14 protein-coding genes are annotated in these 20733 nt (G+C 73.0%); 6 read left to right on the forward strand and 8 right to left on the reverse strand.

Annotated elements, in window-relative coordinates; translation table 11 throughout:
* Positions 1–66: 66 nt before the first annotated feature.
* Positions 67–1314, reverse strand: coding sequence for an SAV2148 family HEPN domain-containing protein (locus tag P8T65_RS10280; protein ID WP_184900654.1), 1248 nt, complete (start codon positions 1312–1314; stop codon positions 67–69).
* A gap of 328 nt (positions 1315–1642) precedes the next feature.
* Between P8T65_RS10280 and glgX the strand changes: the two genes are divergently transcribed.
* The 3 genes from glgX (at position 1643) to P8T65_RS10295 (ending at position 7957) form a co-directional block, all read left to right on the forward strand.
* The gene (gene glgX / locus P8T65_RS10285) at positions 1643–3784 is read left to right on the forward strand and encodes a glycogen debranching protein GlgX (protein WP_316725125.1); all 2142 of its coding nucleotides are present in this window, start codon (positions 1643–1645) and stop codon (positions 3782–3784) included.
* A 166-nt stretch (positions 3785–3950) separates the two neighbouring features.
* Positions 3951–6275, forward strand: a complete 2325-nt coding sequence (gene treY, locus P8T65_RS10290; RefSeq protein ID WP_316725126.1) for a malto-oligosyltrehalose synthase — start codon at positions 3951–3953, stop codon at positions 6273–6275.
* Between the two features lie 425 nt (positions 6276–6700).
* A complete protein-coding gene (locus P8T65_RS10295) occupies positions 6701–7957 on the forward strand; it encodes a M14 family zinc carboxypeptidase (protein ID WP_316725127.1) in 1257 nt (418 codons plus the stop codon).
* Between the two features lie 505 nt (positions 7958–8462).
* Here the strand turns inward: P8T65_RS10295 and P8T65_RS10300 are convergent.
* Together P8T65_RS10300 and P8T65_RS10305 are read right to left on the reverse strand one after the other, a co-directional pair.
* Positions 8463–9818 (reverse strand): M14 family zinc carboxypeptidase, encoded by a 1356-nt coding sequence (locus tag P8T65_RS10300; RefSeq protein ID WP_316725128.1) that lies wholly within the window; start codon positions 9816–9818, stop codon positions 8463–8465.
* A gap of 202 nt (positions 9819–10020) precedes the next feature.
* The gene (locus tag P8T65_RS10305) at positions 10021–10572 is read right to left on the reverse strand and encodes a DUF1707 and FHA domain-containing protein (RefSeq protein ID WP_230213259.1); all 552 of its coding nucleotides are present in this window, start codon (positions 10570–10572) and stop codon (positions 10021–10023) included.
* A gap of 202 nt (positions 10573–10774) precedes the next feature.
* Between P8T65_RS10305 and treZ the strand changes: the two genes are divergently transcribed.
* Positions 10775–12520, forward strand: coding sequence for a malto-oligosyltrehalose trehalohydrolase (gene treZ, locus P8T65_RS10310; protein ID WP_316725129.1), 1746 nt, complete (start codon positions 10775–10777; stop codon positions 12518–12520).
* Positions 12521–12632: 112 nt separating this feature from the next.
* Here treZ and P8T65_RS10315 read toward each other — a convergent pair whose 3' ends face one another.
* Both P8T65_RS10315 and P8T65_RS10320 read right to left on the reverse strand, forming a co-directional pair.
* Complete coding sequence (locus P8T65_RS10315) at positions 12633–13571, reverse strand: aminoglycoside phosphotransferase family protein (RefSeq protein WP_316725130.1); 939 nt, start codon at positions 13569–13571, stop codon at positions 12633–12635.
* A 47-nt stretch (positions 13572–13618) separates the two neighbouring features.
* Entirely contained in the window at positions 13619–14731 is a 1113-nt protein-coding gene (locus tag P8T65_RS10320; protein WP_316725131.1) for an aminopeptidase P family protein, read from the reverse strand.
* A 256-nt stretch (positions 14732–14987) separates the two neighbouring features.
* Between P8T65_RS10320 and P8T65_RS10325 the strand changes: the two genes are divergently transcribed.
* Positions 14988–15743 (forward strand): phosphodiesterase, encoded by a 756-nt coding sequence (locus P8T65_RS10325; protein ID WP_316725132.1) that lies wholly within the window; start codon positions 14988–14990, stop codon positions 15741–15743.
* 16 nt (positions 15744–15759) lie between these two features.
* On the opposite strand, the gene P8T65_RS10330 is transcribed toward P8T65_RS10325, so the two are convergent.
* A complete protein-coding gene (locus P8T65_RS10330) occupies positions 15760–16455 on the reverse strand; it encodes a PDZ domain-containing protein (protein WP_316725133.1) in 696 nt (231 codons plus the stop codon).
* Between the two features lie 90 nt (positions 16456–16545).
* Positions 16546–17418, reverse strand: coding sequence for a LysR family transcriptional regulator (locus P8T65_RS10335; RefSeq protein ID WP_316725134.1), 873 nt, complete (start codon positions 17416–17418; stop codon positions 16546–16548).
* A 135-nt stretch (positions 17419–17553) separates the two neighbouring features.
* Here P8T65_RS10335 and P8T65_RS10340 point away from each other — a divergent pair, with 135 nt between their 5' ends.
* Positions 17554–18357, forward strand: coding sequence for a glutamine amidotransferase-related protein (locus P8T65_RS10340; protein ID WP_316725135.1), 804 nt, complete (start codon positions 17554–17556; stop codon positions 18355–18357).
* Here P8T65_RS10340 and cyc2 read toward each other — a convergent pair.
* The gene (gene cyc2 / locus P8T65_RS10345; RefSeq protein ID WP_316725136.1) at positions 18345–20552 is read right to left on the reverse strand and encodes a germacradienol/geosmin synthase Cyc2; all 2208 of its coding nucleotides are present in this window, start codon (positions 20550–20552) and stop codon (positions 18345–18347) included. The genes P8T65_RS10340 and cyc2 overlap by 13 nt on opposite strands.
* Positions 20553–20733: the final 181 nt, after the last annotated feature.

The following is a 20733-nucleotide window of genomic DNA, read 5'->3' on the forward strand; positions in this document are numbered from 1 at the left end:
GCTTCGCCGTGCCCCGGGCGTGCGGGCACTGCGTCGCGGCCTTGCGCACGACCTCTGTCGCGGCCGTCACGACACCGGTCGGGAGTCCGCCCACGCCACTTCGAACTCCTCGCGGTATGTATCGAAAAGGCCGACTTCGCCGTTCTCGTCCGCCTTGAGGACCCGGTTGCCGCCGCGCAGGACGAGGACGGGCGCCTCCATGCCCCGGGTGCGCCGCAGATAGGTCTGGACGACCGCGACCCCGTCCGTGCCGTCGCCGTCGACGAGGTACGCGGTGAAGCGCGGGGTCTCGTCGAAGACCTGGATCTCGAAGGCGCCGGGGTCGCGCAGCCGGGAGCGGACCCGGCGCATATGGAGGATGTTCATCTCCACGGCACGGCTCAACTCGCCGCGCTTTATGCCGAGTTCACGCTCACGCCGCTTCACGGCGCTGGAGGCGGGGTTGAGGAAGAGCAACCGCACGCGGCAGCCGGACTCGGCGAGCCGGACCAGCCGCCGCCCGGAGAAGTTCTGCACGAGGAGGTTCAGGCCTATGCCGATGGCGTCCAGGCGGCGGGCCCCGCCGAAGAGGTCCTCGGCGGGGAACTGTCGCAGCAGCCGCACCCGGTCGGGGTGGACGCCGACGACGTCCGCGTACCGGTCGCCGACGAGGTCCTCGACCGCGTCGACGGGCAGCCGGCGCGCGGAGGGCACGTCGCTGCCGGCGCCCAGGATCTCCAGCAGCTTCGCGGAGGCACGCTCGGCCTGGGCGAGGACGGCCTCGGACAGGGCCCGGTTGCGGGAGACGACGTTGCGGGTGACCTCCAGCTCGTCCAGGGCCAGTTCCACGTCGCGCCGCTCGTCGACGTACGGCTCGAAGCAGGGCCAGTGCTGCACCATCAGCTCACGCAGCTGCGGCAGGGTGAGGAAGCTCAGCACGTTGTCGTCGGCCGGGTCGAGCAGATAGCCCTTGCGGCGGCTGACCTCGCGGACCGCTACGGCTCGCTGCACCCACTCCTGTCCGGCGGGTCCGGCGGCGGCGACCACCCAGTCGTCGCCGTGGACGGGCTCGTAGATGGGCCGCAGCACGGCGGCCACCACGGCGCGCAGCCGCTGCTCGACGAGGTTCAGCCAGATGTAGGCACGGCCGGCCCGCTGGGCGCGCGTGCGCACTTCGAGCCAGGCGTCGGCGTTCCAGTCCAGTTCAGGGCCGATGGAGCCCCGCTCCATCGGCCGCGCCAGGGACACCGCGCCGGGTGGGACATCCGTGGGGTCCCCCTCGTGACCCGTGTCGCCCGCGTCACCAGGAGGCAACTCCAGCCCTCCCGAGCCCACCCACGCACCGCCTTCCGCTCCCCCGAGCTCACCCCTACGCAACGATCAAGGAAGGGTACTCCGGTAGCGGGTGACGATACAGCCGGATGGACAGGTCGTTTCTCAACTACCGCACGTGACTTGGTCGTTCCGGGGCGCTACCGCGCGAGGAGTGAGCCGATTCATAGCGATCGGGCCACCGGGGCGCGACTCCGGGGGCCCCTCGGGGCGTCACGATGTGTCCACTCTGGGCAGGAGGGACGTATGTCCTAGGAGGTTCCATCAGATTGGGGGAGACTCCATCCGGAGTCGCTCCCAGCGGCGCGCGACAACTGGAAGAGTCGTATCCATGCAGGTCTGGCCTGGACAGGCGTATCCGCTCGGCGCCACGTACGACGGCGCCGGTACCAACTTCGCGGTCTTCACGGAGGCCGCGCACCGAGTAGAGCTGTGTCTGCTGGACGACGACGGCTCCGAGACGGCGGTGGAACTGCGCGAGACGGACGCGTTCGTGCGGCACGCGTACCTGCCCGGTGTGATGCCGGGGCAACGGTACGGCTTCCGTGCGCACGGCCCGTACGCGCCGGAGCGGGGGCTGCGCTGCAACTCCGCGAAGCTGCTGCTCGACCCGTACGCACGTGCCATCAGCGGCTCGGTCACGTGGGGGGAGGAGGTGTACGGCTATCACTTCGGGGCGCCCGAGAAGCGCAACGACCTCGACTCGGCACCGCACATGATGACCTCGGTCGTGGTCAACCCGTACTTCGACTGGGGCGACGACCGGCGGCCCCGGACCGAGTACCACCACACGGTGATCTACGAGGCCCATGTGAAGGGCCTCACCATGCGGCACCCGGGGCTGCCCGAGGAGCTGCGCGGCACCTACGCGGCGCTCGCCCACCCGGCGATCATCGAACATCTGACCGAACTGGGCGTCACAGCGCTGGAGCTGATGCCCGTACACCAGTTCGTGAACGACCACCGGCTGGCCGACATGGGCCTCAGCAACTACTGGGGCTACAACACCATCGGCTTCTTCGCCCCGCACAACGCCTACGCCTCCTGGGGCGACCGGGGTCAGCAGGTGCTGGAGTTCAAGTCGGCGGTCCGGGCCCTGCACGACGCCGGCATCGAGGTCATCCTCGACGTGGTCTACAACCACACCGCCGAGGGCAACCACCTGGGTCCCACGCTCTCCTTCAAGGGCCTCGACAACCCGTCCTACTACCGGCTGACGGACGACCCCCGCTACTACATGGACACGACGGGCACGGGCAACTCCCTGCTCATGCGGTCCCCGCACGTGCTGCAGCTGATCATGGACTCGTTGCGGTACTGGGTCACCGAGATGCACGTCGACGGGTTCCGCTTCGACCTCGCGGCGACCCTGGCCCGGCAGTTCCACGAGGTGGACCGGCTGTCGTCGTTCTTCGACCTCGTCCAGCAGGACCCGGTGGTCTCCCAGGTGAAGCTGATCGCCGAGCCCTGGGACGTCGGCGAGGGCGGCTACCAGGTGGGGAACTTCCCGCCGCTGTGGACCGAGTGGAACGGCAAGTACCGGGACACGGTGCGCGACCTGTGGCGGGGCGAGCCGCGTACGCTCGCGGAGTTCGCGTCCCGGCTGACCGGCTCCTCCGACCTCTACCAGGACGACGGGCGCCGCCCGCTGGCCTCGATCAACTTCGTGACCTGCCACGACGGGTTCACCATGCGGGACCTCGTCTCCTACAACGAGAAGCACAACGACGCGAACGGCGAGGACAACCGGGACGGGGAGAGCCACAACCGGTCCTGGAACTGCGGGGCCGAGGGCGAGACGGACGACCCCGGGGTGACGGCCCTGCGGTTCCGGCAGATGCGGAACCTCATCGCGACGCTGATGCTGTCGCAGGGGGTGCCGATGCTCAGCCACGGCGACGAGTTCGCGCGGACCCAGGGCGGCAACAACAACGCGTACTGCCAGGACAACGAGGTGTCCTGGGTGCCGTGGCCCTCCGGTGCGGACGGGGACGAGGGTGACGGTGACGGTGGGGTCTTCGGGGATCTGCTGGAGTTCACCCGGGCGATGGTGTGGCTGCGGAAGGACCACCCCGTCTTCCGGCGGCGGCGGTTCTTCCACGGACGGCCGGTGGAGGGCACGCACGACGAGCTGTCGGACATCGCCTGGTTCACGCCCGAGGGGCGGGAGATGGTGCAGCGGGACTGGGACTCCTCGCAGGCCGGGGCGCTGAGCGTGTTCCTGAACGGGAACGCGATCTCCGAGCCGGGTCCGCGAGGCGAGCGGATCAGCGACGCCTCGTTCCTGTTGATGGTCAACGCGTCCGCGCAGCCGCTGGAGTTCGTGGTGCCGGTGAACCACGGGCCGCAGTGGCAGATGGTGGTGGACACGGGGCGGGAGGACGCGGTGCCGGTGGACGGGCCGAAGGTGGCGGCCGGGGAGCGGGTGGAGTTGGTGGACCGGAGTCTGGTGGTGTTCCGGAGGCCGGCGTAGGGGGATTCGCCGTAGGGGTTGATCACCGTTGCCGACACCAGGGTCGTGCGTGGCTGATCGCGCCCACTCGGCGGAGCCGCACATGGATACAGCCCCGCGCCCCTCAAAAGCATGGCCTCGCGTGTCAGGGTGCTCCAAGTCCGGTGTGGCGGGTACGTAGGAACCCATGACCTCTGTCGTGCCTGCCGCCACCTACCGGCTTCAGCTTCAGCCCGGCTTTCCCTTCTCCGCCGCCGCGGCCGCCGTGCCGTACATCGCCTCGCTCGGTGTGTCCCACCTGCATCTCTCCCCCGTGCTGGAGGCCGTTCCCGGGTCGTCGCACGGGTACGACGTGGTCGATCACGGGCAGGTGCGGGAGGAGCTCGGGGGCGAGGAGGGGCTGCGGGAGCTGGCCCGGACCGCGCGCGGCCACGGGCTCGGGCTCGTCCTGGACATCGTCCCCAACCACATGGCCATGGCGCCCCGGCACAACCGGGCCCTGTGGGAGGTGCTGCGGGAGGGGCCGGAATCGGCGTACGCGCGGTGGTTCGACATCGACTGGGAGGCGCAGGGCGGCCGGGTGCTGCTGCCGGTGCTCGGCGGGCCGCTGGGCGCGGAGATCGAGCAGTTCGTGGTGGACGGGCGGGAGCTGCGGTACTACGACCATGTGTTCCCGCTGCGGGAGGGCACCGAGAAGCTGCCGCTGCCTCAGCTGCTGGACGCGCAGTGGTACCGGCCGGTGTGGTGGCGGCTGGCCCGTACGGAGCTGAACTACCGGCGGTTCTTCAGCATCTCCGAGCTGATCGGGGTGCGGGTCGAGGAGCCGGAGGTCTTCGACGCGACCCATGCGAAGGTACTGCGGCTGCTGGACGAGGGGGTCGTCGACGGGCTGCGGGTCGACCACCCCGACGGGCTCGCCGATCCCGACGCCTATCTGCGGCGGCTGCACGAGGCGACCGGCGGACGGTGGACCGTCGTCGAGAAGATCCTGGCCGACGGGGAGGCGCTGCCCGGGGCCTGGCCGGTCGCGGGGACCACCGGCTACGACGCGCTGCGGCACATCGACGGGCTCTTCACCGATCCGGCGGGGGCGGGTGAACTGCTGGGTCAGTACCGGCGTTTCACGGCCGCGCAGTCCGACCGGGGCGGGAAGTGGGACGCGACCGTGCGGCGGGCCGCGTACCGGGTGCTCACGCACGAACTGGTCGCGGAGGTGGAGCGGCTCACCGGGGTGGCGCACCGGCTGTGCGAGCGCTCCCTGGACCTCTCGCTGCGCGACCAGGCGCCGTGGGCGCTGCGCACCGCGCTGTGCGAGCTGCTCGCACGGATGGAGGTGTACCGGCCGTACACCTCCCAGGACGCCTCCCTCGTCGTCACCGAGGAGGCCGCGGCCGAGGCGCGCGCGCTGTTCGTGGTGCCCGAGGAGGCCCGGTCGGTGGACGCCGTACGGGACCTGGTGCTGGGCCGGGGGGACGGGTCGGACGAGGTGGAGTTCCGGGCGCGGTTCGCGCAGACCTCGTCGGCGCTGCGGGCCAAGTCGGTGGAGGACACGGCGTTCTACCGCTATGTGCCGCTGCTGTCGGTGAACGAGGTGGGGGGCGATCCGGGGAGTCCGGCCGTGTCGCCCCAGGACTTCCACGCCTACTGCGCGCGGGTGCAGCGCGACTGGCCGGCCACGGGGACCGTGCTGTCGACCCACGACACCAAGCGCAGCGCGGACGTACGGGCGGCGATCGCGGTGCTCGCGGAGTGCCCCGGGCGGTGGGCCGAACTGCTGGCGGAGGTGACGCGGGACGGCCCGGGGGTCCCGGATCCGCAGCTGGCGTGGGCGGCCTGGCAGACGGCGTTCGGGCTCGGCCCCGCCGCCGAGGAGCGGCTTCAGGGGGCCCTGCTGAAGCATGTGCGGGAGGCGGGGCTGCACACCTCCTGGACCGAGCAGAACCCTGCCTACGAACAGGAGGTGGCGGAGTTCGTCGCGCGGGGACCGGCCCTGGACGCCCGGGTCGCCGCGCTGCGCGAGGAGTTGGCGCCCCATGTGCGGGCGAACGTTCTCGGCGCGGCCCTGGTGCAGCTGACGATGCCAGGGGTGCCGGATGTGTACCAGGGGACGGAGGCCGAGTACCGGGCCCTGGTGGACCCGGACAACCGGCGGGCCTTCGCTCCGCACGAGGAGGGGTCGGAGAAGTTCCGGCTCACCGGGGCGGCGCTGCGGCTGCGCGGGCGGCGGCCGGAGGTCTTCGGGGAGACGGCGACGTACGTGCCGCTGGCGGCGGAGGGGGCGGGCGCCGGCCACTGTGTCGCCTTCAGCCGCTCGGGCGAGGTGGTCACGGCGGTGACCCGCTTGTCGCTGCGGTTGGCCCAGGCCGGAGGCTGGGGCGACACCCGGCTGACGCTGCCCGAGGGACGGTGGGGCGAAGTGCTGGGCGGGGAGCGGGAGTTCTCGGGTGAGGTGCGGCTGGCGGACCTCTTCGAAGCCCTGCCGGTCGCGCTGCTGGAGCGGGTCGGCGCGTGACGCGCGTACCGGCTGGCGGTGGGCCCGAACCGGGTTGTGGTCGGTCCGAACCGGGCCCGCGGTGGGCCCGAACCGGGGGCGGAAACCCCGAACCGGGTGACGGCGGCCCCGAACCGGCTACGGCGACTCCGAACCAGGCGACGGTGGACCCGAACCCGCTACGGCGACTCCGGACCGGGTTGCGGTCGGCCCGGACCGGGTTGCGTCGGCCCGGACCGGGTTCGGTGGGTCCGGGCCGGGTGGCGGGGACCCCGTGCCGGGTAGCGGTGCACCTCATGTCGGGTAGCGGTGAACCTCGTACCGGATGACGGTGAATGCGACTGGGCGCCCCTGGGAGCCGCCCCTGCCATGCGGGGAAACTGGTCATGTCCCCCGCCCGGCCCGGTCGGGCGCGCGGACTTGGGTGCCAGGCGGTCGGGACGGGGGTGGGTCTGCTGTCGGAGCTCGGATATCCCACGGTGGCTGAACTGGAGTCGGCGGCGAGAGCCCTGACGGCCCGTCGGCCGACGCTGTGCGCACTGCGGAGCATCGGCTCCTCGCGTGCCGGCCGCCCGCTGTGTCTGCTGTCCGTGGGGCGTGCGAGACGCGCTGTCCTGGTCGTCGCGGGCGCCCACGCCAATGAGCCGACCGGCGGCTCCACGGTGCTCGCCCTGGCCGAACGGGTGGCGCGGGACGGGCGGTTGCGGTCCGGTGTGTCCTGGCACTTCGTGCTCTGCGCGGACCCGGACGGGGCGAGCCTGCACACCACTCCCTTGCCGCGCACCCTGCTCGACTACCACCTCGGGTTCTTCCGGCCGGCCGGTCCCGAGCAGCCGGAGTGGTCGCCGTCCGTGCTGCCGCCGGACCGGCTGCCGCCGGAGACGTACGCCCTGATGGGTGTGCTGGACGAGTTGCGGCCCTACCTCCAGGTGACCCTGCACGGCACCGATCTGGGCGGCAGCTGGGTGCAGTTGACGAAGGACGTGCCGGGGCTCGCCGAGCCGTTCGCCAAGTCCGCGGCCGAGCTGGGGATACCGGTGGAGAGGAGCGCGTCGGACGCCGCCGGCTGGCCCGTGTCCGGGCCCGGGGTGTTCGTGATGCCCCGGCCCGGCGGCCTCGCGGCATACCCGAGCATGCCGGACGACGCCCGGCGCAGCACCTGGTACCACACCCACCGGTACGGCGGTCTGACGGCGGTCGTCGAGGTGCCGATGTGGGCGAGCGACCTGGTGGACGACACCGCCCCGCACCCGGCCCCGGCGGCGGCGCTGCGGCACCTGTCCCGGCGGCTGCTGACGGACGCGGGCCGGGTGGAAGGGGTCCTCGCCGAGGCGCTGCCCCGGCTGCCGGGGCCCGAGGGGCCGCTGCTGCGGGCCGCCCGGTGGGCGCTGGCGCTGGTACCGGGGCTGGCCCGGGACTGGAGGGACGGTCCGCCGGCGGATCTGTCGACGGCGTACGTGGGCAGTGTGGACGCGTTCGGGCGGCGGCTTCCGCTGCGGGCGGCGGCGATGCTGCTGCGGGTGCTGAGGGAGGCCGACGACCCGGGGGCGCCGCTCCTGGAAGCGCTCGTCGCCGAGTGGTGCGAGTCCTTCACCGAGCGGTTCCGTGCGCGGTGGGTGCCGGTGGGCGACCAGGTCGAGCACCAGGTGCGGACGGTGTTGGCGGCGGCGGCGTGTGCGCGGGACGCGGTGGGGCTGCGCTGAGCGCGCCCACCGCTGTGCCCCGTCGTGCGGTCAGGCGACCGCGGGCCGTCAGTGGCTGGTCGCGCGGTTGCCCGCGCCCCTCGGAGGCGGCCGTCAGTCCGAGGCGAAAACCGCTCCCGTTCGGGCCGCCATCACGCAGGGGTACGAGCTGCTGGCCAAGGAGTGCGTCCGAGGTCGAATTACCTCGATCGTGTGATGGCCGGTTTCCGGGCTTGCGGTGTCCTGGGCCGTTTGGGTTAGCGTGATCGTGCGATCTGGGACGCGAGGTATGGCGTCAGTGTGCGGGGCCCCTGTTTCACCGGTGTGATGGTTCAGGGCCTCCCCGTCGCCTCTGGCCATACCCTTCTGGCCAGGTCGCGCAGGGAACTGGCCTCCCGGGCCCGGACCACGCACAGGATGCGTGTCGCCACCCGGGGTCGAGTACGCCGGGGACGAGCTCGCCCAAGACCGTTCGGAGCGCGCGGCTGAACGGACTCACCCCCGCTCAGCCCCTAGGAACGGTTCGTCATTCCCGGTGCATCGGCACGGCCGGCTCGGAACTCCAATCCGGCCCACCCGAACGGGAGTCCGCGTGGGCGTCCGGGCAGGGCCCCTGCGGGGCGGGCCCCGGCTGGTGCGGGCGCCCGGCCGCCAGCTCGAACGCGGCGAGGACCACGCGGGCCTGGTACTCCGCCTGGTGGGCCACGGGGATCCAGCGGGCCCCGTATCCGTCGCGGTAGTCGGCGCACCACTTGTCGATCAGGCGGTCCAGCTCGGGCAGCACGCCGGCCGGGTCGTGACCGGCACGGGTCACCAGCTGGTGCAGCAGCCCGGCGGTGCGCAGGGCGACCCGACGGCCGGAGAGGGCGAGGGTGGTGAGCCGGGCGATGTCGAGCGGGGGCAGCGGCCGGGCGGTGGTGTGGACGTCGGGGTCCCAGGAGTCGGCGACGCCCGGCCCGACCAGGACGTAGTCGTCGACCGGGGCGAGCAGCCGGGCCGCGTCCGGGGTACCGCTCACCGAGGGGCGGACGCGGGTGAGGAGATCCTCCAGGAGCCGGGTGTCCTGGCGCAGGGCACGGCTGACGGTGCGCAGTACGGCGTCGGCGTCCGGCGCCGGGCAGGCGTCCTCGACGGCGGCCACGCCCCACATCGGCGCCTCGACGACGGCGGTGACCGTGCCGTGGCGGTGCGGGTGGAACCAGGTGGACTCGACGGCCGCCTCGGTGATGGCGGCGGCCAGGTCGCCCCGGCGCGGGGGCGGGATGCGGTAGACGGCGGGGCCGAGGCAGGGCCAGTACAGGGTGTCGTACGGTCTCAGCTCGCGGGGGATGCCGAGGCGGGCGGCGATGCGGGCGACGCGCTCGGCGAGGCCCGGCAGTTCCCGGGTGAGTTCGACGAATCCGCCGCCGACGTCGACGCCGTGCAGCGAGCACTGGAAGAAGGGCCGCAGTTCGTCCTGGAGGTCGAGCAGGGCGCGGGTCTCCGGCAGCACGGCGCCGGCCGCGCCGTCGGGCAGCCATTCGGGCTGTTCCAGGAAGCCGGGGCGGAAGAAGTGCCGGAAGTGGTGGCCGAGGGTGTACGGGCCGCGGAGCCAGCCCTCGTTGCGGCGGGAGCCGTCGGGGTCGAGGCTCAGCAGCAGGTTCCAGGTGGTGTCGGCGGCGTCGCTCAACCGGGGTTCGGCCAGGGCCCGTTCGGCGAGCCGGAGGACGGTGGCGCCGCCCACGGGCTCGTTGGCGTGCGGGCCGGCGACGATCAGGGTGTGGCGGCTGCCGTGTCCGACGGAGAGCAGCCACATCGGGGTGCCCGCCCGTGAGATGCCCACGCGGCGGAGTCGGGCGCGGTGCGGATGGCGGGCGACGAGGGCGGCGGCGCGGGCGGACAACTCGTCGACGGTCGGGTAGCGGAGGAGTGGCGGCAGGGCACACCTCCACGAATGTGGTGCCGTCGGTTCACCTGGTGTGCATGGTGTAAGCACAGTCAGTCATGACTGAGAAGGTACGTCAACACCCTGGAACGGAAGGGCAGTTGACAAACTCGCTGCGTAAATCCCAGGCCAGAGCTTTGCCGTGGGGTCGGTCACAAGGTCATTCGGAGGAGAGGCGGAAGACCATCCGGCCGAAACTCACCTGGTCGCCGTCGCGGACGACGGCCGCGCCGATCACCCGACGGCCGTTGACGGTGGTGCCGTTGGTGGAGCCGAGGTCGCGCAGGATCCACATGCCGCCCTGCCGGCTCAGTTCGGCGTGCACCCGGGAGACCGTCTCGTGGCTGAGCCGGAGCCCATTCGCCGGGTCGCGGCCTATGCGCAGGGCGTGGCCGCCCGCCGGGTGCGGCAGCTGGAGCTTGGGGAGCCGCTCGGCCTGCCAGGCCCTGCGCAGTTTCACGCCGAAGCCGGAGACCGCGCCCACGGTGCCGAGCACCAGCCGGGACCAGCGGTTCTCGACGGGCAGGTCGGCGGTGAGCGCGACGAGTTCGTCGGAGCGGCGGGCGGTGAGGGCCAGCTCCATCCGCCGGATGAACGTGTCGTGCGACAGACGGCCGAGCGCGACGCCGTCACGGAGCACCCTCAGCGCGCGGTCGCGCTCCGCGTCCGACAGCCGCGCGGGGTACGTGTGGAACTCGAAGGACGACGTCACGCGTGTGATTGTCGGTCAGCGAGGTGGGAGGTGTCCAGACAACCCGTGAACGGTGACCATCCGCGGACATGCGGGAGGACGGTACGACTCGCGAGAACAAAAGCACCGATCCCGGCGCGCGACGATCTCGTTTGCTCCACGATGGACGAGCAACCCCCTGACTACCCAGGACCACGACCGGCAGCCGAGGGAGAACCGTTCCGTGCAGTTCGAGGTGTGGGCACCGCAGGCCGACCGTCTGACCCTCCACCGGGCGGGCGCCACGCACGCCATGGAGCGCGATCCGGAGCGGCCGGGCTGGTGGACGGCCGAGGCGGAGGCGCCGGACGGCACGCGCTACGGATTCGCCGTCGACGACGGTCCGGTGCGCCCCGACCCGCGCTCGCGCCGGCAGCCGGACGGCCCCGACGGACTCAGCGCGGTCGTCGACCAGGGGCGGTACACCTGGCGTTCGCAGTGGCGCGGACGCGGGCTGCCGGGCGCGGTCCTCTACGAGCTGCACGTCGGCACGTACACACCCGAGGGCACCCTGGACGCGGCGGCCGAACGTCTCGGGCACCTCGCCGAACTGGGCGTCACCCACGTCGAGTTGATGCCGCTGTGCCCCTTCCCCGGGACGCACGGCTGGGGTTACGAGGGCGTCTCGCTGTGGGCCGTGCACGAACCGTACGGCGGTCCCGAGGCGCTGAAGCGGTTCGTGGACGCGGCCCACGGACTGGGCCTCGGGGTGGTGCTCGACGTCGTGCACAACCATCTGGGCCCCTCCGGCAACTACCTGCCCGTCTTCGGGCCGTACTTCACCGAGCGGCACCACACGCCGTGGGGCGCGGCGGTGAATCTGGACGCGCCGGGCTCGGACGAGGTGCGGGCGTACTTCCGGGGGAGCGCGCTGGCCTGGCTGCGCGACTACCGTCTCGACGGGCTGCGGCTGGACGCGGTCCACGCGCTGAAGGACACCCGGGCCCTGCACTTCCTGGAGGAGCTGGCGACGGCGGTGGACGCGCTCGCCGAGGAGGTGCGTCGGCCGCTGTTCCTGATCGCCGAGTCGGACCTCAACGACCCGCGCCTCATCACCCCGCGCGCACACGGCGGGCTGGGCCTGCACGCCCAGTGGAACGACGACTTCCACCACGCCCTGCACACCACGCTGACCGGGGAGTCCCAGGGCTACTACGCGGACTTCGCGCACGCGGGCCCGGCGGGCCTGGCGAAGACCCTGACGGGTGGCTTCTTCCACGACGGCACATACTCGTCCTTCCGGGAGCGCCGCCACGGCCGCCCCCTGGACCGTACGAGCGTCTCGGCGCACCGGCTGCTGGGCTACACCCAGACCCACGACCAGATCGGCAACCGCGCCCAGGGCGACCGGCTCGCGGCGACCCTCTCCCCCGGCCTGCTGGCCTGCGCGGCGGCGCTCGTCCTCACCGGCCCCTTCACGCCCATGCTCTTCATGGGCGAGGAATGGGCCGCGTCCACGCCCTGGCAGTTCTTCACCGACCACACCGATCCGGAGCTCGCGGAGGCCGTACGGCGGGGCCGGCGCCGGGAGTTCGCCGAGCACGGCTGGGCCGAGGAGGACGTCCCCGACCCCCAGGATCCCGCGACGCGCGACCGCTCCTGCCTCGACTGGTCCGAGCCCGCGCGCGAGCCCCACGCCCGGATGCTGTCCTGGTACCGCGTTCTCATCGCCCTGCGCCACTCCCTGCCCGATCTCTCCGACCCCGACCTCTCCGACGTCAAGGTCGCCTTCGACGAGGAGGCCCGGTGGTTCGGCTTCCGCCGGGGCGATGTCCTCGTGGCACTGAACCTGGGCAAGGAGACGGCCGAGGTCCCGGTCGGGGTGCCCCACGCGCGCGTCCTCGCGGCGTGGGATCCGGTGGAGGCGCCGGGGGCCGATGGGGTGCTGACCCTGGGCGGGGAGTCGTGCGTGGTGCTGACGGTGGCGTGAGGCGACCAGGGGCCGCAGGCCCCTTCAGGAGCGCGGGGAACCGCGCGATCAGCCACGTCCGACCCGCGGTCGCCCTGTGACGCGCGCCCCCGAGCCCTGAGGCGCTGCTTCGTCAGTCCTCACCGCGCAGATCCGTCACCCTCTCCAGCAGGATCGGCTCCCACGCGCGACGCAGCCGGTGACGGAGGACGGGGAGGGGCACGGCGGCACGCCCCTGAAGGCCCTCCGCGAGGATGACGACCGTGTCGCAGCGGGCCAGCCAGAGTCCGCGCAGACAGGGGCGGACGCCGTAGCCGGCCAGCGTCGCGGCACGGACGGCGGCCGGTGAGCCGACGGCCGCGGCGAGGCCGGCGATGTCCTCGGCGGGGTCGCCGACGGCCGCGTCGGTCCAGCCGAGCACCCCCCGGACCCGGCCGTCGGCGCTGACGACGAGGTGGTCGCCGGTGAGCCCGTGGTGGACCAGGACGGCGGCCGGCGCCGTCAGCTGCGCCGCCGTCGCCGACGTCAGCTGCCCGAGCCGCCGCGCGTCGAACTCGTCGGCCTCGGCGAGCAGGCGCGCCGCCCGTCCCGCCGCCGCCCGCAGCGCCTCCAGCGGGCGCGCGGCAAGCCGCGGCACCCCGAGCGCCTCGGCCTGCCGCGGCGGCACCTCGCGCAGCCCCGTGAGGAGCGCCGCCAGGTCGGCCTCGCCCACGGCGGACACCTCGTGCTCCTCGGCCGTGCCCCCGGCCAGCCGCGTGTCCAGTGTGTAGGTGAGCCCTCCGGACCACTCGCCGTGCGCGACGCTCACCGGCACGGCGACGCCGATGTGCGGGCGGACCAGGTCCCGCAGCCGCAGTTCGCGTCGTTGCGGTCCGACGCCGTGCCGGTCGGTCACGAGGCGAAGGACATGGCGGGTGCCGACCCACCAGGTGCCGTGCGTGTCGTCCCCGGCGACGGGTCGCACGTCGGGGCCGCCCGCGCCCTTGCCGCCGGTCCTGCCCGCCCCGTTCTTCAGCAGGGAACGGACCAGCCTGCGGACGCTGTCCGCGGTGGGTGTCGGTGCCTGGGTCATGGTCGCGCCGTCGTCCGGGGGTCAGGGGAGCGGGGGTACGGGAAGGGTCACTCGACCACCGCCATCTCCCGGGATGTGTTGTTGAGGCGCCGGCCGCCGTCCTCCGTGACCGTCACGATGTCCTCGATGCGGACGCCGAAACGGCCCGGCAGATAGACACCGGGTTCGACCGAGAAGCACATGCCGGGCACCAGGGGCTGTTCCTCCCCCTCGATCATGTACGGCGGCTCGTGGGTGGTGACACCGATGCCGTGCCCGGTGCGGTGGATGAAGCGGTCGCCGTACCCGGCCTCGACGATGACCGCGCGGGCGGCCCGGTCGACGTCCTGGCAGGCCGCGCCGGGACGCACGGCTCGGAACCCCGCCTCCTGGGCGGCCCGCACGAGGTCGTGCACCTCGCGTTCCTCGGCGGCCGGTTCGCCGACGTGGACCGTACGGGAGGTGTCGGAGCCGTAGCCGTCCCTGAGGCCGCCGAAGTCGAGGACGACCATGTCGCCGTGCCCGATGACCCGGTCGCCCGCCTCGTGGTGCGGGTTGGCGCCGTTCGGGCCCGAGGCGACGATGCTGAAGTCCACCTGGGAGTGCCCGAACCGCCGCAGCAGGTCGGCGAGGTCGGCGGCGACGTCGCTCTCGCGGCGCCCGGCGAAGGGCACCTGCCGGATCTCGTCGTACGCCCGGTCGGCCGCCGCGCCGGCCGCCGCCATCAGCTCCAGCTCCGCCGCGTCCTTCACGGCCCGGAGCATGGGCAGCGCCTCGGTGAGCGCGACGAACGCCGTGCCCGGCAGCCGACGCTGAAGGCCCAGCAGGTGCAGGGTCCAGGCGTTGTCGCTGATGCCGAAGCGGCCGCGGGGCCCGAGGACGGAGACGGCCGCCTCGTAGGGGTCCTGGCCGTCGGCCCAGTCGCGCAGGGTCAGCGCGGGTCCGCCGGGTGCCCCGGCGGCGTCGGGGGCCTCCAGGGTGGGCACCACCAGCACCGGGTCCTCACCGTCGCGCAGCACCAGCATCGTCAGCCGCTCGGTCTCGGGCGGCCGGTGCCCCGTTAGCCACACCAGGTCCGGGCCGGGCGCGACCAGCAGCCCGTCGAGCCCGGCGTCCGCCGCGGCCCGCGCCGCGCGCCGCATCCGGGCCCGGTGGTCGTCGGTGGTGAAGGGGGCGCTCATCCATGCCTCCGCGTGCTCGGAGTTCCCTGGGGCTACGGGCAGCATCCTGCCCCTCCGCCGCACCGCACGCGAGCCGATTGGCACGTGGCGTCAACTGTCGTACGGCCCGCGCGGCGGCTCCGGCCAGTGCGTTCCACACCGCGGCCGAGCTCTCCCCCACCAACCCCCACTAATGCTTGCGTGTTGCCTTCCCATTAGCACTAATGCTTGGATTCGAGTGTTCCATTAAGGCGACGCCCGAGGGAGGCGTACGACGATGCTCGTACTCGCGCACATCAGTGATCTGCATCTGGACGGGAGCGACCGAGCCAGCCGGCGGGCCGAGCGGGTGCGGGATCTGCTGTGGGGGCTGCCGGGCCCGGTGGACGCGCTGCTGGTGACGGGGGACATCGCGGACCACGGCACGGAGGCCGAGTACGAGGAGGCGGCCCGTCTGCTGGGGCTGCGCGGGGGCGGGGCGCCCTTCCCGGTGCTGACCTGCCCGGGCAACCACGACAGCCGGGCCCCCTACCGCAAGGCGCTGCTCGGGGAGCCGCCGACCGACGGGCCGGTCAACAGCGTGCACGTCTTCCCGGACGCGGCCGTCCTGATGTGCGACACCAGCGTCCCGGGGCAGGACGAGGGCGCACTGGACGCGCAGACCCACGCCTGGATCGAGGAGACCCTGGACGGGCTCGACGGCGACCGGCCCGTCCTGCTCGCCTTCCACCACCCGCCGGTGGCGCTCCACCACCCACTCCCGGACCGGTACCGGCTGGGCCGGTCCGCGAAGCTCGGCCGACTGCTGGAACGCCGGCCGGAGATCGCGGGGATCATCACCGGTCACGCCCACACACCGGCAGCGACCACCTTCGCCGGGCGTCCGCTGGTCGTAGGACCCGGGGTCACCTGGACGCTGCGGCTGCCCTGGGAGGGCGACGCGGTCGCGGACCGGGAGGCACCGCCCGGGTTCGCCTTCCATGTCCTGGACGACGAGGGGCGGCTGACCAGTCACTTCAGGGTGGCCGCGTAGGGGGCGGCGGGGCCGCTCAGGTCACGACGCCCGGGACCGCGACCAGGTACCGCCGGGTGCCGTTCGCGTGGCGCACGAGGAGTTTCAGGGCCACCCCGGGGCGCGCGGCGGCGACGGCCCGCGCCAGGTCGGAGGCCGAGCCGGTCCGGGTGTGGCCCAGGGCGAGGACGGTGTCACCACGGACCAGGCCGGCCGCGTGGCCGGGGCCGGGTACGTGGACACCGACGACGAGCGCGCCGCGACCCGCCGGCCCCGCGGACGTGGGAGCGATGGAGGGTGCGGATGCGGGGGCGGATGCAGGCGCGGGCGCGGGTGCATCGACGGCTTCGACGCCGAGCGTGGGGCGGGTGGGCGCGCCGATGCCGGGTGACACCGAACTCCCCTGCCCCGGCGCCGACTTGGGCAGGCCGCCCCGCGCCCGGTGGCCAGCGTCGGCCCCGGCGCCGGGGCGGCCGACGGCTCCTCGCTCGCCTGCGGCCCGCTCCCGCAGCTCCGCAAGTCTGCTCATGCCGATCACCGTGGCGCCCATCGTGCCCAGCCCGACGCCCGACAGGACGAGGGCGGCGCAAGCGGCCAGGGCGAGCAGCAGGGTGACGAGTCGCTGCCGGGCGCGGCGGGGCGCGGCGTGCGGACGCCGGGTCGGGCCGGACGGGCGGTCGCCGCAGGGCTCCCCGCCGGGCATGGGTTTGGGCCGCAACGCTGTCTGTTCCATGGTGGCCACCTCCGGCCGGAGACCTACCCGGGGCGCCATGGCACGACGAGCCACGAAAGAGTGAGACTGACGCCCCGTCACATCGGGTGTCTAGAGCCGCTTGGCGCCGGTCAGCTCCCGCACCAGTGCCGCCGCCGCCCCGCCGGGCGTTCCGCCGTGGACGATCTCCGTACGGTGCACGAGGCGTGGTGCGACGAGGGGCACGGCGACCGCGCCGGGGACGTCGACGGCGAAGCCGCGCGGCAGGACGGTCAGTCCGTGTCCGGCGGCGGCGAGGGTGGTGAGGGTGCGCAGGTCGGTGCCCTCGTACCGGAGGGCGGTGCGGACACCGCCGGTGCCGCTCGCGGTGCGGAGCCGGTCCAGCGGGAGGCCGGCGCCCGGGGCGTCGAGCCAGCGGGCGTCGACGAGGTCGGTGAGGCGGAGGCCGGGGCGGCGTGCGAAGGGGTGGTCGGCGGGCAGCAGGACGCAGACGGGTTCCTCGCCGACGCCCCGGGTGGTCAGGGGTGCCACGTCGGGGAGTCGGAGAGGGTCACTGGGGGCGGCGAGCCCGTCGACCAGACCGAGGTCGGCGGCGCCCGTGGCGACGGCCGCCGGGATCTCGTCGCGGGCGAGGGTCCGCAGGGTCACGCCGGCTGCGGGCAGCACGGCGAGGACACGGGGGCCGAGAGCCGTCGGGGTCACCGCGAGGGTGAGCCCGTGCTCGGGTGCGGACGCGATCCGGACGACGTCGGCGCGGGCCGCCTCCAGACGCAGCAGCAGGGGCCCGGCGTGTTCGAGGAGCCGCTCGCCCGCCGCCGTGGGCAGCACGGGGCGCCGGGTCAGCAGCGGGGCACCGAGGTCCTGCTCCAGCGCGGCGATGTGCTGGGACACCGCGGACTGGGTGTAGCCCAGCTCGCGCGCGGCCTCGGAGAAGGAGGCGAGTCGGGCCACGGTGACATACGTACGCAGCAGATGCGGGTCCATGGCGGAAAGGATCGCGCACCGGCCGGCCGCGGGTTCGTCGGCGGCCCTCACCAGGACTGCTCATCAGGACTACTTATCGGGGATGCGTAAATCATCGTTGGACGTGAAGTCGGGGCCGCGCCCAGGATGACGTGCATGACGAACAACGCGGCGCAGCCCGCCCCTTCCCGGCCCGCCTCTTCCCCAACCGCCCCGTCCGCGTCCGCCCCGTCCAACCCGTCCGCCCGGCTGGCCGTCGTCGGCGACCGGTCCCCCGACGTCGTCTCGCACAGCCGGATCCCACTCCTCCTCGACGCCCTCACCGGCCAGGACCGGCTCGTCCTCGACGCGTACTGGATCCCCTCCGAGGACGCCGCCGCCGACGCGGCGGCCGTACGGGGGTTCGACGCGGTGTGGGTGGTGCCGGGCAGCCCCTACCGCAGTGAGGCCGGGGTGCTCTCCGCCATCCGTACCGCGCGGGAGGAGGGCGTCCCGTTCCTCGGCACGTGCGGTGGCTTCCAGCACGCGCTGCTGGAGTACGCCCGGAACGTGTGCGGGCTCACCCGGGTCGCGCACGCCGAGAGCGAGCCGGACGCCGAGGACTTCCTGATCGAGCCGCTCGCCTGTTCCCTGGTCGGGCACGAGGGGACGGTCGTCATCGAACCCGGCTCGCTCGCGCAGTCCGTGATGAACGCCGAGCAGTCGGTCGAGCGGTACTTCTGCGCGTACGGCCCGACCCGTCACCTCGACACCCTGCGCGCCCACGGTCTGCGGTTCTCGGGGCACGACGAGGACGGCCACGTCCGGATCGCCGAACTCCCGGGCCACCCCTTCTTCCTGGCGACGCTCTTCCAGCCGGAGCTGGCCGGCGACGGCAGCCGCCCGCACCCGATCGTGCGCGCGTTCGCCCGGGCCGCGGTCGAACACGCGACCAGGGCGGCGGCGCGTCAGCCCGCGTGAGCCGGGGTGAAGGAGAGAACCGGTGGCCGGTCCGGGACGAAGCCGTGGGCCCGGCGGGCGAGGAACTCGGGCTTGTAGCGGTCGACCTGACGGTGCCAGTTGAGGATGCCGGCCAGCCAGTTCCGCAGGTCGGCCACATAGCCGTCCATGATGGCGCGCGCTTCCCGCGAGAGCGCGAAGTCGTCGTAGACGACCGGGAGTTCATGGGCGACGACATGCTGGAACTGCAGCATCCGCTGGGTCATCAGGTCATGGATCACGCCGAGCGCGGTCGGGTAGTCGCAGCCGAAGAAGTTCTGCACGACGAGAATCGCGTTGTGGACCTCGCCCTCGTACTCGATCTCCTTCTGGTACGAGAAGACGTCGTTGATGAGGCAGCCGTAGTCGATGGCCGCGTTCTCCAGGGAGCGGACGGGGCCGCTGCGGTAGACCTCGGGCGGGATCTGCGGGCCGTGGCCCATCCGGCACATGCTGAGGGTCAGGTCGGAGCCGAAGGTGGCGCGCCGCATCTCCAGGTAGTCGACGGGGTCGGGGACGCGGTTCTGGATCTGGTTGAACACCTCCCACACCCAGCTCTCCGTCATCCTGTCGACTGACTCCTTCAGGCCACGCCGCTCGTCGGGGGTCATCGTCGCCGTCGTACGGGCCCAGAGATCGATGAGGCCCCGTTCCATGCCGTTGACCGGGACGGGGACCGGCTCCCCGTCGACAGGCATGCAGTCGGAGAGCCGGGCCGTGGTCAGACGGGCGGCGGCGAGGTCGCGGCGGTGGCCGAAGACGAGGGGGTAGTAGTCGTCGCCGTAGGTGCCCCAGGCCAGCCAGGCGGAGCTGAGGTCGAGTTGCTCGGGGGTGGCGTCCGGGTCGAGGCCGGCCGAGCAGAGCGGCAGGTCGGCCGCGGCGAGCCGTTCCTCGTCCCAGACGCCCTCGCTCAGCATGCCCATCGCGTGCGTCCACGCGGTGAGGCGGGGGCGGGCGCCGTCCAGGTGCGGGCAGAGCTCGACCTGGAACGGCAGCTGGAAGTCGGGCAGTCGTGAGGGCCCGACCTTCTGGTACGGCACATGGGTGTGGGCGCGCAGCCGTTCCGCGGCGGCGGTCGCCAGCAGGGCGCCGACGCCGGCGGCGGACGTGCCGAAGCCGGGCTGGGCGAGGAGGGCGGGGCCGGAGAGGACCGCGCCGCCGAGGTCGAGCGGGCCGCGCGCGGACTCGGCGCCCTGGTTCATGTACCGGCTGGACCGCATGTGCCATTCGTGGCCGCCGGACTGCCAGTCCTGCAGCCCCTTCGTGTACGCCGCGACGGCGGCGGCCTCGGCCGGGGTGAGGCCCTGCTCCAGTGCCAGGGCGGGAACTTCGGTGAGCGCGGTGTTCTCGAACTGGTGGAGCCGGGAGGTCAGGATGTCGTTGACGGTCTCGGCGGCCTGCTGGGTGCCGCAGCCGAAGAAGGTCTCCAGGACGAGGACGCCGTTGCTGTTCTCGCCCTCGTCCTCGACCTCGCGCTGGTACGAGAACAGGTCGTTGCGCAGATGGACGGCGTCGGAGAACGTCTCCATCAGGACCCTGAGCGGCCTCGATCCCGCGACCGACGCGGGGACCTCGGCGGTCGCGTACTCGACGAGACCGGCCGACCAGGGCGCGCCGCCGACCTTGCGGCGCATCTCGATGTACTCGACCGGGTTCGCGATCCGGCCCTCGTTGATGTTGGACAGCTCCCACAGCGACTCGTTGAGCAGGTGCTCGGTGGCAACGGCGAAGCGGCGACGCCAGTCCATCGACATCGACGGAACCGTCCGCGCCCAGAGGTCGGCGAGGCCCGCCTCCACGGGGTTCCGTGGCTCCGGTACGGGAGTCGCGAGGTCCAGCGGCATGAAGAGCGGGAGTCGGTCGAGGTGGGCCTTGCCGCCGGGGCGGTCCTGGGACCGTTTGAACAGCTCCAGGAAGTGGTCGTCGAAGAAGAAGACCCACACGTACCAGTCGGTGATGAGCGAGAGCGCCGGACCGTCGCAGTCGGGGTGGGTGTACGCGCACAGCAGACCGTAGTCGTGCGCGTCGAGGTCCGCCTGGCACCAGACGCCGGAGCCCTCCAGCATGCCCATCTGCCGGGCCCACGCGGAGGAATGTGTGCGGGCCTCTTCGAGGTGGGGGTTCAGCCGTGCGGGATACGGCAGGTAGAAGTGCGGGAGTTCGAAGGGCTGCGTCATGGGCGGGCCCTACCCGTGGCCTCCGGCCGGCATCCGGATGGGGGCACATGATCACACCATCGCGTGAACCTGGGGGGTTCTCGCCCCCGCCGCCCCTACCCGTCCCGTCCTCAGGGGCTGCGCCCCTCCACCCCCACACGTCCGTCCGGTGGGGGTTCTCGCGCAGTTCCCCGCGCCCCTT

It is taken from the genome of Streptomyces sp. 11x1, assembly GCF_032598905.1.
Taxonomy (GTDB): domain Bacteria; phylum Actinomycetota; class Actinomycetes; order Streptomycetales; family Streptomycetaceae; genus Streptomyces.